Annotated in this window: 16 protein-coding genes; 1 reads left to right on the top strand and 15 read right to left on the bottom strand. The window is 35.2% G+C overall.

All coding sequences use genetic code 11. The features are described 5' to 3' along the window. Positions 1-83 precede the first annotated feature (83 nt). From glyS to rpsU, 9 genes are all read right to left on the bottom strand, one after another. Positions 84-2,165 carry a glycine--tRNA ligase subunit beta gene (gene glyS, locus QM017_RS04205; RefSeq protein WP_282708957.1) on the bottom strand — a complete coding sequence of 694 codons (2,082 nt, stop codon included), beginning with the start codon at positions 2,163-2,165 and terminating at the stop codon, positions 84-86. Next, complete coding sequence (gene glyQ / locus QM017_RS04200; protein WP_282708956.1) at positions 2,165-3,082, bottom strand: glycine--tRNA ligase subunit alpha; 918 nt, start codon at positions 3,080-3,082, stop codon at positions 2,165-2,167. Before glyQ ends, glyS begins: the two co-directional genes overlap by 1 nt. Positions 3,083-3,359: 277 nt before the next feature. After that, on the bottom strand, positions 3,360-4,163 hold the full coding sequence (recO, locus tag QM017_RS04195; RefSeq protein ID WP_282709558.1) for a DNA repair protein RecO: 804 nt from the start codon (positions 4,161-4,163) through the stop codon (positions 3,360-3,362). A gap of 52 nt (positions 4,164-4,215) precedes the next feature. After that, positions 4,216-5,118 carry a GTPase Era gene (era, locus tag QM017_RS04190; RefSeq protein WP_282708955.1) on the bottom strand — a complete coding sequence of 301 codons (903 nt, stop codon included), beginning with the start codon at positions 5,116-5,118 and terminating at the stop codon, positions 4,216-4,218. A 20-nt stretch (positions 5,119-5,138) separates the two neighbouring features. After that, on the bottom strand, positions 5,139-5,552 hold the full coding sequence (locus tag QM017_RS04185) for a diacylglycerol kinase family protein (protein ID WP_282708954.1): 414 nt from the start codon (positions 5,550-5,552) through the stop codon (positions 5,139-5,141). Further along, positions 5,530-6,009 (bottom strand): rRNA maturation RNase YbeY, encoded by a 480-nt coding sequence (gene ybeY / locus QM017_RS04180; protein WP_282708953.1) that lies wholly within the window; start codon positions 6,007-6,009, stop codon positions 5,530-5,532. The genes QM017_RS04185 and ybeY overlap by 23 nt, the downstream gene beginning before the upstream one ends. Beyond that, positions 6,009-7,004, bottom strand: coding sequence for a PhoH family protein (locus QM017_RS04175; protein WP_282708952.1), 996 nt, complete (start codon positions 7,002-7,004; stop codon positions 6,009-6,011). Before QM017_RS04175 ends, ybeY begins: the two co-directional genes overlap by 1 nt. 132 nt (positions 7,005-7,136) lie before the next feature. Further along, positions 7,137-7,580 carry a GatB/YqeY domain-containing protein gene (locus QM017_RS04170; protein ID WP_282708951.1) on the bottom strand — a complete coding sequence of 148 codons (444 nt, stop codon included), beginning with the start codon at positions 7,578-7,580 and terminating at the stop codon, positions 7,137-7,139. Positions 7,581-7,602: 22 nt separating this feature from the next. After that, positions 7,603-7,788 (bottom strand): 30S ribosomal protein S21, encoded by a 186-nt coding sequence (gene rpsU, locus QM017_RS04165; protein ID WP_003694124.1) that lies wholly within the window; start codon positions 7,786-7,788, stop codon positions 7,603-7,605. 250 nt (positions 7,789-8,038) lie between these two features. Here rpsU and QM017_RS04160 point away from each other — a divergent pair, with 250 nt between their 5' ends. Further along, positions 8,039-8,854, top strand: coding sequence for a pyruvate, water dikinase regulatory protein (locus QM017_RS04160; RefSeq protein ID WP_282708950.1), 816 nt, complete (start codon positions 8,039-8,041; stop codon positions 8,852-8,854). A 47-nt stretch (positions 8,855-8,901) separates the two neighbouring features. On the opposite strand, the gene QM017_RS04155 is transcribed toward QM017_RS04160, so the two are convergent. The 6 genes from QM017_RS04155 to hisS all read right to left on the bottom strand — a co-directional run bounded on the left by QM017_RS04155 (position 8,902) and on the right by hisS (position 15,412). Then, complete coding sequence (locus QM017_RS04155; protein WP_282708949.1) at positions 8,902-9,804, bottom strand: deoxyribonuclease IV; 903 nt, start codon at positions 9,802-9,804, stop codon at positions 8,902-8,904. A gap of 13 nt (positions 9,805-9,817) precedes the next feature. Continuing rightward, positions 9,818-10,777, bottom strand: a complete 960-nt coding sequence (locus tag QM017_RS04150) for a glycosyltransferase family 2 protein (RefSeq protein ID WP_282708948.1) — start codon at positions 10,775-10,777, stop codon at positions 9,818-9,820. Between the two features lie 18 nt (positions 10,778-10,795). Beyond that, a complete protein-coding gene (locus tag QM017_RS04145; protein ID WP_178197389.1) occupies positions 10,796-11,668 on the bottom strand; it encodes a YitT family protein in 873 nt (290 codons plus the stop codon). Between the two features lie 20 nt (positions 11,669-11,688). Then, complete coding sequence (gene msrA / locus QM017_RS04140) at positions 11,689-12,210, bottom strand: peptide-methionine (S)-S-oxide reductase MsrA (RefSeq protein ID WP_282708947.1); 522 nt, start codon at positions 12,208-12,210, stop codon at positions 11,689-11,691. A gap of 128 nt (positions 12,211-12,338) precedes the next feature. Continuing rightward, a complete protein-coding gene (aspS, locus tag QM017_RS04135) occupies positions 12,339-14,126 on the bottom strand; it encodes an aspartate--tRNA ligase (RefSeq protein WP_178197386.1) in 1,788 nt (595 codons plus the stop codon). 17 nt (positions 14,127-14,143) lie between these two features. After that, the gene (hisS, locus tag QM017_RS04130) at positions 14,144-15,412 is read right to left on the bottom strand and encodes a histidine--tRNA ligase (protein ID WP_178197384.1); all 1,269 of its coding nucleotides are present in this window, start codon (positions 15,410-15,412) and stop codon (positions 14,144-14,146) included. Positions 15,413-15,633: the final 221 nt, after the last annotated feature.

Here is a 15,633-nt window from a genome sequence, read left to right as displayed (position 1 = left end):
TTTACTTGTCAATTCCATAATTTCAAAACCAACTAAAAAGAAGCCCCACGAAATTCGTGTAGACTTCTCTTACATTATACTAATTACTTAACATTTAATTCTTCTAAACAACCAAATACTCTAGTTAAATCAGCAATAATACTTAATTGTAATAAACGATTATTTTTGATAGCTTCGTCATCTGCCATCACCATTGTTTGTTCAAAATATGCACTGATTGGTTCTTTTAAGGAATGTAAAGCTTCATATTTTTGCACAACATTTTGTTTGGCATAGTTAGCTAATACTTCATCAACTGCCTTATTCAAATTGATTTCAGCTTGATTTTCAAACAATGCACCATCAACTTCTTCGCAATCACAAAATTCAGGCGCTTTTTTAGCTAAACGTGTAACACGTGTCAAAGCTTCAATTGTTTCTTTAAAGTCTGCATCCGCTAAATGTTGACTCAAAACTTCACTTGCTTGTTTGCTTTGAACAAATGGATTATCTTTAACCGCTGTTGTCGCGCTAATCACATCATGGCGTAGATTTTCATTGCTTAATAGTTGTTCTAAGCGATCAACAATAAAGGCTGCGCGTTCTTCTTGATGTTTAGATGGATCAATATTTTCATATAATTCAGGCACTTGACTAGCGGCTTGTTCAATTGCACGTTGTAGTAACGTTGTTGAAAGATTCCAGCCTTTATCCAAAGTAATGCGAACTATCCCTAATGCTTGACGACGCAAAGCATATGGATCGTTTGAACCAGTTGGAATCATATCAGCACTAAAGAATGCTTGGATACTATCTAGCTTATCGGCAATCGAAAGCACAGCACCTACATTAGTTTCAGGCAGTTGTCCTTCTGCACTTGTTGGCATATATTCTTCGCGCATTGCAATTGCAACAGCTTTATTTTCATTAGCTAAGTTAGCGTAGATTTCACCCATAATCCCTTGTAATTCGGCAAATTCACCTACCATACCGGTTACTAGATCAAATTTATAGATTTCAGCAGCTCTAGCTAAATCGGCTAATTCAGCTGAGCTCAAACCTAAATATTCACCTAAAAAGGCACTAATTTTAGCCACCCGTTGCATCTTTTCATAGATCGTTCCAATTTTATCATGGAAAGTAACTTTTTTAAGGCGTTCAACATAGTGTGCAATTGTTTGTTGTTGATCTTCATGATAGAAGAATTTAGCATCTTCTAAGCGCGCCGTTAAAACTTTTTCATTTCCAGCAATTACATTTTCTAGATAATCTTCATTACCGTTACGCACCGAAATAAAGTTTGGTAGCATTTGACCATTTTGATCGGTAACATAAAAGAAGCGTTGATGATCTTTCATCGAAGTAATTAAAACTTCATCTGGTACTTCTAGATATTTTTCATCAAAGCTACCTGCAAAAACAGTCGGATATTCGACTAAGTTGTTAACCTCTTCTAACAAATCTTCATCAATATCGACGTTCCAAGCATTTCGCGCAGCTAAATCCTTGATTTGTGTAACAATTAAATCTTTACGTTCCTTAGCATCAGCGATAACTTTTTGAGGTAATAAACTTGCTGGGTATTCATTAGCATCATTTAAAGTCACTGTTTGACCCAAAAAACGATGCCCTTGACTAACACGTCCACTAGCAACATTTAAAATGTTAAATTCAACGACTTCGTTATCTAATAACGCAACTAACCAACGTAATGGGCGAACGTATTCAAAATCATAACTTGCCCAACGCATCATCGTTGGAAACTTGATGCTCATGATAACTTCTTTGATTCCTTGCAAAACATCTTTAGCAAGTTGACCAGCGATGAATTTCTTAACGTATACATATTCGACACCTTTAATCTCTTTAAAGAAAAGATCATCAACACTAACCCCTTGACCACGACAAAAGCCTTGAGCAGCCTTTGACCAGTTACCAGCGTCATCTAAAGCAATCTTTTTAGCTGGTCCTTTAGCTTCTTCTTCAATATCAGCTTGTTTATCTGCTAAATCAACAATCTTTAAGCCTAAACGCCGTGGAGTTGAGTAAGGTAAAATTTCGCCATAAGCTAAGCGTTGTGCATCTAAAAAAGCTTTGGTTTTTTCAACTAATTGGTTAACACTTGGAGTAACGACATGAGCCGGAATTTCTTCTAAACCAATTTCAAGTAAAAATGTATGACTCATTATTTTTCCTCCTTCAATAATTCTTGACGTAATTTTTCATCTTTAATCAACGGATAGCCTAATTTCTTACGCTCTTCAACAAAAACCTTAGCAACAGATTTGGCCATATTACGAATCCGCGCTAAATAACCAGCCCGTTCAGTCACCGAAACAGCTCCGCGCGCATCTAATAAGTTAAAAGTATGACTACATTTCAAAATATAATCGTAGGCTGGATGTACTAAGCCATTAGCAATTTGTTTTTTAGCTTCTGTTTCATAGGTATCAAACGCTTTAAGTAACATATCTTGGTTACTTTCTTCAAAGGAATATTTTGAATGTTCATATTCTGGTTGCTTGAAGATATCACCATACTTAACGCCATCAGCCCATTCTAAATCAAAAACAGAGTTAACATCTTGAATATATGATGATAATCGTTCTAAACCATAGGTAACTTCAGCTGCAACTGGACGTACTTCTAAGCCACCAACTTGTTGGAAGTAAGTAAACTGTGTAATTTCCATACCATCTAACCAAACTTCCCAGCCAACACCAGCACACCCCATCGATGGGTTTTCCCAGTTATCTTCTACAAACCGAACATCATGTTCTTTAGGATCAATCCCCAAGGCCTTTAAGCTTTCTAAGTATAAATCTTGAATGTTACTTGGTGATGGCTTCATAATAACTTGAAATTGATGATGTTGATATAAACGGTTAGGATTTTCACCATACCGTCCATCAGCAGGACGACGTGATGGTTCAACATAAGCTACATTCCAAGGCTCTGGCCCAATTGCACGTAAAAATGTATATGGGCTCATTGTTCCAGCCCCTTTTTCTGTATCATAAGCTTGCATCAACATACAACCTTGCTTAGCCCAAAATTGTTGCAAAGTCAAAATAATGTCTTGCATTGCTAATTTTTTTGTCATATTTTTTTCCTCCTCAAAAGATTTCCAACCGTAGCGCCACAAAAAAAGTCCCTATGCAACGCCAAACGGTCACATAGGGACGATTTTTAATCGCGGTTCCACCCTACTTCTAGTCTTAACTAGCAGCTTCATTAAATAAGACTCCAAAAACGCCAATTGTTTCAAGACAATGTCTGCTTTCACCCTTCAGACTCGCTGTAATCGTCTAAAGAAACAACCTTTTTTCATCAACGTCTCTATTATTTTTTCAGATAAAGTTAGAATAGTCCAAAAAACGCTATTTGTCAACATCTATCCTTTCATTATCTGATACTAAAAAATGACTGATATCTTTTAACTGTCTAATGAAATCTTTAGCCTTAACATAAACACCAACTTGATCTTGATAAATACGATCAATTGTTGCTTGTAATCTATCTTTAGTCTCTTTTTTGACATTGATTGAGCTTAAACGCTCTAAATCTACCACGGATAACAAGCGCAAATAATAAATCGTTCTTGGATCTAAACGAAGCCTATTTTTGTCTAAATACCAATGTTTTTGACATAATAAACCACCATAATTTTCAGAAAAATCAAAAGCCAACTTGGTATTTTGACAAATTACACAGCTTTCAAGATATGGCTTAACACCAAAACATTCTAATAATTGAATTTCAATAATATTAGTAATAATTTGTGCATCAAAGCCCTCGTCAATCAACTCAACTGCTTTTTGAAATTTCACACACCATAATAAAGCATTAGCAACGTCTTCTTTTAAAGCTATTTTGCCTAGACTTAAAATATATGAAGCATAAGCATTTAATTCAATATCTTGACAAATATTTTGATACTGTCTAACCTCTCGAGCAGTATCGATAAAAGAAAGTCCATCATCATTAATACTACCAACATAACTACCGTGACTAAAAGGCAAAATTGCAGCAGCAAGCCTAAAGCCTCTTTTTTTAGCACCACGAATAAAAAAGGTTTTAAAGCCATAACGATCAGTCAAGATCTCGACTAACATGTCGCGCTCACGATAATTTCTTCTAGAAACAACTATCCCGTTAAATTCTACACCTTGTTGTAACAAAATCACTTGCCTCCTTAAATAAAAAGGCAAGATCAACTCGATCTAGCCTTTTTCATTAATAATCGTCTTGCCGATATCCAAATGCCTGTAAATCTGCTTTTTTATCCTTCCATTTAGGTTGAACTTTTACCCAAAGTTCTAGATAAATCTTATCACCAAGCATCTTTTCAATATCTTTGCGCGCTAAAGTCCCGATTTTACGCAACATTTGCCCGCCTTTACCGATAATAATTCCTTTTTGACTCTTGCGTTCTACAATAATGGTAGCTTGTACATGCACTTTTTGTTCGTCTTCACGATAAATTCTTTCTACTACAACGGCTACTGAATGTGGAACTTCTTCTCGTGTCAATTGTAAAACTTTTTCACGAATCAATTCCCCCGCTATAAAGCGTTCTGGATGATCGGTAATTTGATCCTCTGGATAAAATTGCGGTCCTTGTGGTAAATCCTTAATCAAATTAGCAACTAATTCATCGACATTGTTTCCTTGCAGTGCTGATATAGGATAGATTTCTTTATAATCTAAGGTATCTTTATAGTCATCTACTAATGGTAGCAAATCATTAGGATGAACCTGATCAATTTTATTAATCACTAAATAAATTGGTTTATTGACATTTTTTAAACGTTCGATGATAAAATCATCTCCACGTCCACGCTTTTGTGTAGCATTAACCATAAACAAGATTGCGTCAACTTCATTTAAAGTTGATAAAGCAGATTCTACCATAAAATCACCTAAGCGACTTTGGGGCTTGTGAATCCCTGGTGTATCAATAAAGACAATCTGCGCATCCTTTGTTGTATAAATCCCTTGAATCTTATTGCGCGTCGTTTGTGCTTTGTCACTCATAATCGCAATCTTTTGACCGATAACTTTATTTAAAAATGTCGATTTTCCGACGTTAGGACGACCTAAAATCGCCACAAACCCCGAACGAAATTCATTACTCACTTTAAAATTCCTTTCTTAACTCAAAACAAAATTCCCCATAATTTAGGAACAAAAATAATTCCGGCAACAATTAGTGCAAAAAAAGCAGATAACAATACTGCACCAGCCGCCATATCTTTAGCTTTCTTCGCTAACGGCCGCCGTTCATAGCAAGTTGCCAAATCAACTACATTTTCAATTGCTGTATTCCAAACTTCACTAATTAGAACAGCAAATGATGCTAGCAAAAGCCATAACCATTCCATCATTGAAACTTGCAACCATATTCCCATAATTACGACCAAGATTAGAGAAAAGACGTCAAATCTAAAATTGCGTTCATCTTTAAACACAGCGACTATTCCATCCCATGCATGGCGCAATGATTCACAGAATGTTTGATTCTTCCAAATCAATCTGGCTTTTTTTTCTTTATCTTTTAAGTCCATATGCATCCAAAATTTCACGCTGCAAACCAAACATCTCTGCTTCGTCTGCATCATTCATATGGTCGTATCCATTTAAATGTAAAAAACCATGAACTACCAAAAAGCCTAATTCACGTTGGGGTGAATGTCCCAGATATTTTGCTTGTTCAATAACTTTGTCAACTGAAACCATGATATCACCAATATTTCTTGGCAAATCAAACTCATCATCATCTGGAAGAATAATTGGTACTTCCGTTGGATCGTTTTCCTCAATCGCAAAACTGATTACATCAGTGGGTTTATCTACCCCACGATACTGCTTATTAATTTGATGAATCGCTTCATTATCCATCAATGTCACTGACATTTCTGTATCTTTTGGTAATTTTAGGTAATCGCCAGCATAATTCAAAACATCTTCGATTAATTTTATCCATTCGGGTGAAACTTGTTTAGTTTCATCAAAAATTGCTAATTCCATTATGCTTCCTCTTTTTCTTCTTTAAATTCTTGTCCCACATTTGCATAAGCATCGATAATTTGTGCAACCACGGGATGACGAACAACATCAGCTGCGTCAAAAGTTACAAATTCAATGTTAGCTAAGCCTTGTAAAATTCTTTGTGCATCAACTAGTCCACTTTGTTTATGCCCTTTAGGTAAATCAATTTGTGTCTTATCACCATTAATAATCATCTTTGATCCAAATCCTAAGCGAGTCAAAAACATCTTCATTTGTGCTCTAGTGGTGTTTTGTGCTTCATCTAAAATTACAAACGCATTATCTAATGTTCGCCCACGCATATATGCCAAAGGAGCTATTTCAATAATTCCACGTTCAATCAAACGTTCTGTATGTTCTGCACCTAAAATAGTGTGCAAAGCATCATACACTGGACGTAAGTAGGGATCGACTTTTTCTTTCAAATCACCGGGTAAAAAACCTAGTGACTCGCCTGCTTCAACTGCTGGTCTCGTCAAAATCAAGCGCTCAACTTCTTTCCTTTTTAAAGCAGCTACCGCCATCACAACCGCTAAGAAGGTTTTTCCAGTTCCAGCCGGACCAATCCCAAAAACTAAATCATTATTACGTACCGCTTGAACATATTGCCTTTGACCATAATTTTTGACTCGAATCGCACGGCCACGATAATCTTTTAACAAAGTAGTCGTATATAAATCTTGAAAATACTCTAACGTTCCTCTTTGAGCCATTTTTAAGGCCGAAACAAAATCCGCACTGCCTAATCGAATACCTTGTTGTAAAAGATTGGTTAACTCATTTAAAATTTCACGCGTTAAAATAACGTCATCTTCTTTTCCTGAAATCTTAACAATTTCTGAACCTGGTTTAATGATAACATTTTGGCCCTCTTCTAATAATTTTAAATATTTATCATTAACACCAAACAAAGCAACTTCTAAGTTTGGATCGGGCAAATAAAATTTTTTTTCAATTACTCGTTGATTTGACAAAAGATCAAGACTCCTTTAGTTGCATTTCATATTGTTAATATATCATATAATCAAGGTTTTAACTAGTCTTGCGTAATTATCTTTTCTGCACATAAAAAAGAGCCTTGGATATCCAAGACTCTTTTTTATTGTCTAACTTAATAGCTCTTTAACGATTTGATTGACCAATTTACCATCAGCTTTACCTTTAAGTTTTGGCATCAAAACGCCCATCACTTTACCAAAATCAGCTTTTGAAGTCGCACCTACTTCTTGAATCGTTTCTTCAACTACGGTCTTCACTTCATCTGCACTCAATTGCTTTGGTAAGTAACTTTCAACGACTTTAATTTCGGCTTCTAACTTAGCAACCGAATCGCTCCGATTGGCAGCTTTGAATTCTTCCAAAGAATCCTTGCGTTGTTTTAACTCACGAGCCAACACACTAACTTCTTCATCAGCAGTCAAATCATGTCCTACATTAATTTGCTCGTTTGTTACGGCAGCTTTTAACATTCGAATGGTCCCTAAGGTTTCTTTATCCTTAGCTTTCATCGCAGCCACCATATCTTTTTGTAATGATGCTAATAAACTCATCACATTTGCCTCCCTCTAGAAACTAGAAACGACGCTTATTTTTACGCTTTCTTGCTGCTTCGGATTTTTTCTTACGTTTTACACTTGGCTTCTCGTAAAATTCACGTTTCCGATATTCTTGCAAAGTACCTGTTTTTGAAACGGAACGTTTGAAGCGACGAAGAGCGTCATCAAGAGATTCGTTTTTACGAACGACTGTTTTTGACATGGTGATTTCCCTCCCTCCGAGCTAAAAATGTAACCGTCTTAAATTGTATTAAACTAACAAAACTCAACAGTTCTTTTCCATTATAACTAATGGTAAATACAACGTCAATAAAACTTTAATAAATTACGCAAATTATTTTTAGTCTTCTCTAAAACTTCATTAGTTCTTTAATAAACTTTAAATCTGTTTGAGAAGAAATGTGAAAACGGATATAATCTAATTATAGTACTTTATGAAAGAAGGTTTTTTTATGTCAGAAAAAACGCCAACTAAAGTTCCTTTGTTCATCATCTCTGATTCACTTGGTGAAACTGGTTTTAATCTTGTACAAGCAGCCATGGTCCAATTTCCTGATGCTATTTTTAATATTAAACGTTTCCCTCTTACACGTACGACTTCATTGCTTGATGGTATTTTAAAACAGGCTAAACGTGAACAAGCATTTGTTGTTTATAGTTTAGTTGTAGACAAACTAGCAGATTACGTTGCTAATTTTTGTCAAGAAAACAACCTAGATTCTTATGATATTATTTCAGACTTAATCACTAAATTTTCTAAACGTACCAAATGTGAACCTCTACATCAAGCGGGTATGAATCATAATACCGATAAGGAATATTTCAATCGGATTGAAGCCATTGAGTTTGCTGTAACTTATGATGACGGTAAAGATCCTGCTGGTTTTTTGAAAGCCGATATCGTTTTATTAGGTGTATCACGCACATCTAAGACGCCTCTTTCATTATACCTAGCTAATCGCGGTTATAAAGTTGCTAATTTGCCACTTGTTCCTAAAACCAAAATTCCCGAAGAAATCTATCAAGTCGATCCTAAAAAAATAATTGGCTTAACAAACGATGTTTCTGTCTTAAATGATATTCGCAGAAATAGAATGATTTCGTATGGTCTTGATCCAGATACCGTTTATTCAAACGTTGATAACATCAAAGCAGAACTTAACTTTGCAGATGAACTTTATAAAAAACTAGGATGCCTATCAATTAACGTTGCACATAAATCAATTGAAGAAACTGCAACCTTAATTATGGAAAGTTTAGCAAATTAAAAAAATAAGCACACACCTGAAAAACCAGGTCCGTGCTTATTTTTTATTTATAGTTTACCTTTATTTTGATAAATTTTATCCAATAAATCTGCATCAAATTGTTCAGCTTTAAACATCGCAATTTCATATGCATATGGTGCGTACTTATCATTTTTATCTGGTCCAACATATGGAGTTTCCATAATCTTAGGAATATCTTTTAACTGCGGATGATGAACTACTTTATTTAATGTTTCAAAACCAATTGTTCCAAAGCCAATATTTTCATGCCGATCTTTATGACTACCCTGAGGATTTTTAGAATCATTGACATGTACAACTTTTAAATTTTGCAATCCTATTATATGATCGAACTCATTTAAAACTCCATCAAAGTCTTCTTTAACATTATAGCCAGCATCATTAATGTGACAAGTATCCAAAGTTACCGATAATTTGTCGTTAAATGTCACAAGTTCAAACATCTTTGCAATTTCTTCAAAGGTTCTCCCGACTTCAGTGCCTTTACCTGCCATCGTTTCAATCGCAATCTGTAAATCTTGTTGTTGCGTCAGCACTTCATTTAATCCTTTGGCAATACTCTTAATAGCTGCATCACTGCCAGCTCCAACATGAGCACCTGGATGAAGCGTCATTTGTTTTGCTCCTAAAGCTTGCGCACGCATTACTTCTGCTTGCAAAAATTCTACTGCAAAGCCAAAATTTTCAGGCTTAACGGTATTACCTAAATTAATGATATACGGCGCATGAACCACAATGTTGCTCAATCCTTTTTCTTGCATATATTTTTGGCCGGCTTCAATATTCATTTCAGAAATATCTTTACGTCGCGTATTTTGTGGTGCTCCCGTATAAATCATAAATGTACTTGCATGATAACTAGCAGCTTCTTTAGCTGCTCCTAATAACATCTCTTTGCCACTCATACTTACGTGTGAACCTAATAGCATTTCTCATTCCTCCTCATAATAGATAAAATAATTTATAACTCACCTTATTTAATAAACGTAAATAAATATTTTGTTTATCTTTAGTCTTAAGATACTTATTTTTACGCCAATCCGGAAACCAAGTATGAACATTTTTCCATATTCTTGTTAATAATTGTTGCTTAAGTTTTTTATCTTTGAGTTTTAATACCTTACGCAACAAAACATTTCCTAGTAGATTACGACTAAAACGATACTCAAGTTCGGCAAAATATTGCCTTAAACAACCCTTATTTTGGTAAAAATCGATTATTTCTTGATAAATCCAAAAAATATCCGCGATACGTTTAGTTTCACTATAAGAAATTGAATTTCCCCGTTGCACATAGTGAACCTCACAAGCTTCATCTATAGCAACATCATCAATACTATCTAAAAAAGTCACCAACTTAAAGAAAAAAGCTTGGTCTTCATAAAGCTTTCCTTTAGGAAACAATACTTGACTTTCTTTAAGCCAACTAGTCAAATACATCTTGTTCCAAGCAACAACACGTCCATTAACTAAATAATCATTTAAACTGCGATAACTTTTTCGTATATCAGTGCGTATTTTATCTGGATACTCCCATAAAAAATTACATTCGACAATCTTTTTTTGCCCATCTGCACTCATCAAGACCATACGTTCTAACATATTTTCTTCAACATAATCGTCTGAATCAATAAATAAAACATAATCGCCTGTCACATATTGTAACCCATAATTACGTGCATCAGACAAACCACCATTTTCTTTATGGTAGTATTTAATTTTAGCAGGATTTTTTTGACTAAAATCCTGACAAATTTCACCACAACGATCACTACTACCGTCGTCTACTAAGATTAATTCATAGTTTGGATAAGTCTGTTTAAGCAAGGTCGTTAAACATTTTTCCAGATATGCTTCAACATTATAAATTGCTACGACTATGCTGACTTTGATAGCTGACATTTTTTCCTCCTTGTCATGTTATGGTTGCGGTTCATAAAAGCGCCCCATAATGTGTACGTTATCTGCAATACTTACAAAAGCATGTGGATCGGATTCTTCCATGGCCTTACGTAATTCTGGTTGTTCATAACGTGAAATAACCGTAAATAAAATAGTCTTTGTATCATGCTTATACGCACCTTCTGCACCATGAACTATCGTAATTCCTCTACGCATACGATTTTGAATACATTCAACCACGCAGTTAGGTTTGCTAGTGACAATCATCACTTGCATTTTTTGTTGTCTTGTATAAACCATATCCATAACCTTAGCATTAACAAATAAACCCAAAGCTGAATAAAACGCATATGGCCAACCATAAACAAAACCAGCAGCAAGTACAATAAAAGCATTAAAGATAATATTGATTGTTCCTATACTTTTCCCCGTGTGTTTACGAATGGTTAAGCCTAAAATATCCAAACCACCAGTTGAGATACCATTTTTAAGCGCCAATCCCGTGCCCCATCCATTAATTGCAGCTCCAAAAATAGCACAAATAATTGGATCATGTGTCAAAGTCACTGGTTGAATAATTTTAATCATTATACTTGAACAAATAACCGCTAAAAATGTAAAAATTGTAAAGCGATGTCCAATTTGAAACCATGCCAAAATAAACAAAGGCACATTTAATGCAAAAAGTAAAAACGCCGTTGATAAAGGTAGATTAGTTTCTTTTAACAATGTCGTTAATAGCTGGGCTAAACCAGTAATTCCCGATGAATAAATATGTCCTGGTGTCCAAAAAAAGTTCATCGCAACTGACACAATAATCCCATAAATAAAGGCCGTGGAAGCACGCGCAATATAAATATGACGCTTCCAAATACTTTGTAACTCATCCATCTGCTCAATTCATCTCCAATTTAGTTCCAATATTTCTCTTTAAACGCTTGACGTCCCTGAGCTTCTTCAAAAGCATAGCGCACTTGATCTTTTTTATAGAAATCTTGATGATATTCTTCTGCTTCATAAAAAGCTGTAGCCGGTTCAATTTGCGTCACGATTGTTTTTTTAAAACGCCCACTAGCTTGTAAATTTTGTTTAGATTTTAAGGCTATTTGCTGTTGAACTTCATCTTTAACAAAAATCACTGGGCGATAGCTACTACCACGGTCTTGAAATTGTCCCATAGCATCTGTTGGATCAGTTTGTTGCCAATATATCTCTACTAGACGTTCATAACTAATAATTGTAGGATCAAAGACAATTTTGACTGCTTCTGTGTGACCAGTTTGACCATTCTTTACTTCCTCATAAGTTGGATTAGGCACACTGCCTCCGGTATATCCAGAGCGAACCGAAATAATTCCAGGTTGTTGGTCAAAGGGTTCTACCATACACCAAAAGCATCCGCCCGCAAAAATAGCCGTATCTTGTTTTTTCATACGTTTCTCCCCCTATAAATTGCTGTATACAATTTATAAAATTGTGATATACAATTTAATAAACTTCTAGTTCTAATTTAGTATACCTTATTTCACAGAAAAAAGGTTGGTAAACCCAACCTTTTTAATTAATCTTGTGCATTTATTTTAGCATCTGCAGGTATTTCTGTTTGCAAGTACAATTCATCCAATTGCTTATCCGAAACAAAACTTGGTGCATTAGTCAATGGTTCAGAAGCTTTAGAATTCTTTGGAAAGGCAATTACCTCACGAATATTTTCCTTACCCGCTAATAACATTGCAAAGCGATCTAAACCTAAAGCCAAACCACCATGTGGTGGGAAACCGTAGTCTAAAGCATCTAAGAACCAGCCAAATTGTTCTTTAGCACTTTGTTCACTAAAACCTAAAGCTGCAAACATATTTTCTTGCACTTCTCTTTGATGAATACGAATAGAACCTCCGCCTAATTCATACCCATTCAATACAATATCGTAACTTTGAGCATGACATTCATGTGGGTTTGTCTTGAGTAATTCTAAGTCTTCTTCATTTGGCATCGTAAATGGATGATGAGCTGCAATATAACGGCCAAAATCTTCACTATATTCAAATAATGGCCAATCTACGACCCATACAAAAGCAAATTGATTTTCGTCAATTAAACCTAATTCTTTGGCAATGTTCACACGCAAGTAACCTAAGCTATCAGCTACAACGCTTGCTTTATCAGCGACAAATAAAATTAAATCACCAACATTTGCTTGAGTAGCTTGCATGATTTCAGTAGTTTTATCAACAAAGAATTTAGCAATAGGTCCTTGTAAGCCTTCGTTTGTAACCTTAACCCAAGCTAATCCTTTAGCCCCAAAACGTTTAATATAGTCTTGTTTTTGTTCGATTTGTTTACGTGAGTACTTATCTGCACCACCTGGGACTGCAATTGCTTTGACTTGGCCTCCGTTTTCAAGTGTTGTATCAAACACTTTAAAGCCTGAATTAGCCACAACTTCAGCCATATTCTTTAGTTCCATTCCAAATCGAATATCTGGCTTATCAGAACCAAAGCGATCCATCGCTTCATTCCAAGAAATCTGTTGAATTGGTGTTTTCAACTCAATTCCCAAAGTATTTTTCATAATTGCTTTGAGCAAACCTTCTGTCAATTCTTGAATTTCAGTTGCTGTCATAAATGACATTTCCATGTCAATTTGAGTAAATTCTGGTTGACGATCACCACGTAAATCTTCATCTCTAAAACAACGAGCAATTTGATAATAACGATCAAATCCAGCATTCATTAACAATTGTTTAAATAACTGTGGTGATTGTGGCAAAGCATAAAAATGTCCTGGATAAACACGTGAAGGCACCAAATAATCACGTGCACCTTCTGGAGTTGATTTTGTCAAATATGGTGTTTCAATGTCGATAAAGTCATTTTGATCTAAATAACTGTGTACTGTTTGTGTAATTCGGTTTCGAATCTTTAATGCACGTTGCATTTCAGGACGACGTAAATCCAAATAACGATACTTCAAGCGCAAATCATCGGATACATTGATGTCATCTTCAATATAAAACGGCGGAGTCTTAGCTTTGTTTAAGACATTGACTTGCTTGACTTCCACTTCAACTTTACCAGTTTTCATATTAGGATTGATGGCTTTTTCTCCTCTGGCAACTACCTTACCTTGGACTTCAATAACAAATTCATTTCTTAAAGTATCTGCAATTTCTAATGCTTCAGGCCCAAATTCTTGGCTAAAAACTAATTGAACAATTCCTTCACGATCACGTAAATCAATAAAAATTAAATTTCCTAAATCACGCCGTTTTTGAACCCATCCATTCAAGATAACTTCTTGACCTAAAAAGCTCTCATCAACTAAACCTGCATATGTTGTTCGTTTCACTATTTAAAACTCCTCTCTTAATCCTTTAAAATTTTCGCAAAATCAGCATACACATCAGCTAAGTTTACACTGTGTTCTTCACCGTTTTGCATATCTTTTAAATTAATTTTGCCAGTTTCTAACTCACTTTCACCAAGAGTCAATGTATACCGCGCTTTTAATTTATCCGCAGTCTTAAATTGTGCTTTAATTTTGCGTTCAAGATAATCTTTTTCTGCTACAAAACCTTGTTTACGCAAACTTTGCACTAATTTAAACGTTTCGGTTTGTGTTTGCTCTCCGATGCTAACAACGTAAACATCTAATGGATTAGCTAATTCTAAATTTTCTAGCAATAATAATAGCCGTTCGACACCTATCCCAAATCCAATCCCTGGCATTTCTGGGCCTCCAAGTTGTTCGACTAAACCACTGTAACGTCCACCACCACAAATAGTTGTCCATTTATTATCGAAAACTTGATCATTACTCATAATTTCAAAAATTGTGTGATTATAATAATCCAAACCACGAACCATATTGCTATCAATTTCATATGAAATCTCTAAGGCATCCAATAAGCTTTTTACGTTTGCAAAATATTCTTTAGCCTTAGGTGTTAAATAATCTAAAATTGATGGAGCGTTAGCAATAATAGCTTGATCACATTCTTCTTTACTATCCAAAATCCGTAATGGATTTTTCTCAAGTCGTTGTTTTGAATCATTAGATAATTGATCTGCAAGTGGGGTCAAGTAATCAATTAACGCTTGACGATACGCTTGTCGTGATTCATTATCTCCTAAAGTATTTAAAGCTAATTTAATATTTTTAATTCCTAACTGAGCAAGTAATTCAAGCGCCATTGAGATCACTTCAGCATCCAAAGCTGGATTTTCACAGCCAAACGCTTCGATTCCAATTTGATGAAATTCACGCAAGCGTCCTGCTTGTGGACGCTCATAACGAAACATAGGACCCATATAATATAATTTACATGGTTTATTTACTTCTGGTGCAAATAACTTATTTTCAACAAAAGCACGAACTACTCCAGCAGTTCCTTCAGGTCTTAGAGTAATATGACGATCACCTTTATCATAAAAATCGTACATTTCTTTTGTAACAATATCAGATGTTTCACCTGATGTTCTTGAAAAAACATCAAAATTTTCAAAAATTGGAGTTCTAATTTCTTGATAACAATACTTCGCAAATAATTGACGCGCATTATCTTCAACAAATTGCCATTTACTTGATTGATTAGGCAAGATGTCAGCAGTTCCTTTCGGACGTTGATACTTCATTTGAATTTCTCCTTGTCTGCCGGGAATAAAAAACACCCTTGCCAAGCTTCATTAGCTCAACAAGGGCGCAAAAAGCACGGTGCCACCTTGATTTTAACTCTTCTTGGATAACGTAACTAACGGCAAAACGCACCTAGAAAGTGTCTTCCAATTCGTAAAAAAGAGATGAGACTCGCAGCTAAAATCTCACTTTCTGGGCACTTTTTTACGCTGTACTTTTC

The organism is Ligilactobacillus sp. Marseille-Q7487 (genome assembly GCF_949152225.1).
Classification (GTDB): Bacteria; Bacillota; Bacilli; order Lactobacillales; family Lactobacillaceae; genus Ligilactobacillus.
This window is presented reverse-complemented; position numbering and strand designations above follow the sequence as displayed.

What these genes read in the sequence shown, in the direction of transcription:
- QM017_RS04160 (WP_282708950.1), top strand. Translation starts at nt 8,039, where the DNA reads ATGTCAGAAAAAACGCCAACTAAAGTTCCTTTGTTCATCATCTCTGAT.
- ybeY (WP_282708953.1), bottom strand. Translation starts at nt 6,009, where the DNA reads ATGGAATTAGCAATTTTTGATGAAACTAAACAAGTTTCACCCGAATGG.
- hisS (WP_178197384.1), bottom strand. Translation starts at nt 15,412, where the DNA reads ATGAAGTATCAACGTCCGAAAGGAACTGCTGACATCTTGCCTAATCAA.
- glyQ (WP_282708956.1), bottom strand. Translation starts at nt 3,082, where the DNA reads ATGACAAAAAAATTAGCAATGCAAGACATTATTTTGACTTTGCAACAA.
- msrA (WP_282708947.1), bottom strand. Translation starts at nt 12,210, where the DNA reads ATGAAAAAACAAGATACGGCTATTTTTGCGGGCGGATGCTTTTGGTGT.
- glyS (WP_282708957.1), bottom strand. Translation starts at nt 2,165, where the DNA reads ATGAGTCATACATTTTTACTTGAAATTGGTTTAGAAGAAATTCCGGCT.
- QM017_RS04155 (WP_282708949.1), bottom strand. Translation starts at nt 9,804, where the DNA reads ATGCTATTAGGTTCACACGTAAGTATGAGTGGCAAAGAGATGTTATTA.
- QM017_RS04170 (WP_282708951.1), bottom strand. Translation starts at nt 7,580, where the DNA reads ATGAGTTTATTAGCATCATTACAAAAAGATATGGTGGCTGCGATGAAA.
- QM017_RS04150 (WP_282708948.1), bottom strand. Translation starts at nt 10,777, where the DNA reads ATGTCAGCTATCAAAGTCAGCATAGTCGTAGCAATTTATAATGTTGAA.
- QM017_RS04185 (WP_282708954.1), bottom strand. Translation starts at nt 5,552, where the DNA reads ATGCATATGGACTTAAAAGATAAAGAAAAAAAAGCCAGATTGATTTGG.
- QM017_RS04145 (WP_178197389.1), bottom strand. Translation starts at nt 11,668, where the DNA reads ATGGATGAGTTACAAAGTATTTGGAAGCGTCATATTTATATTGCGCGT.
- rpsU (WP_003694124.1), bottom strand. Translation starts at nt 7,788, where the DNA reads ATGTCAAAAACAGTCGTTCGTAAAAACGAATCTCTTGATGACGCTCTT.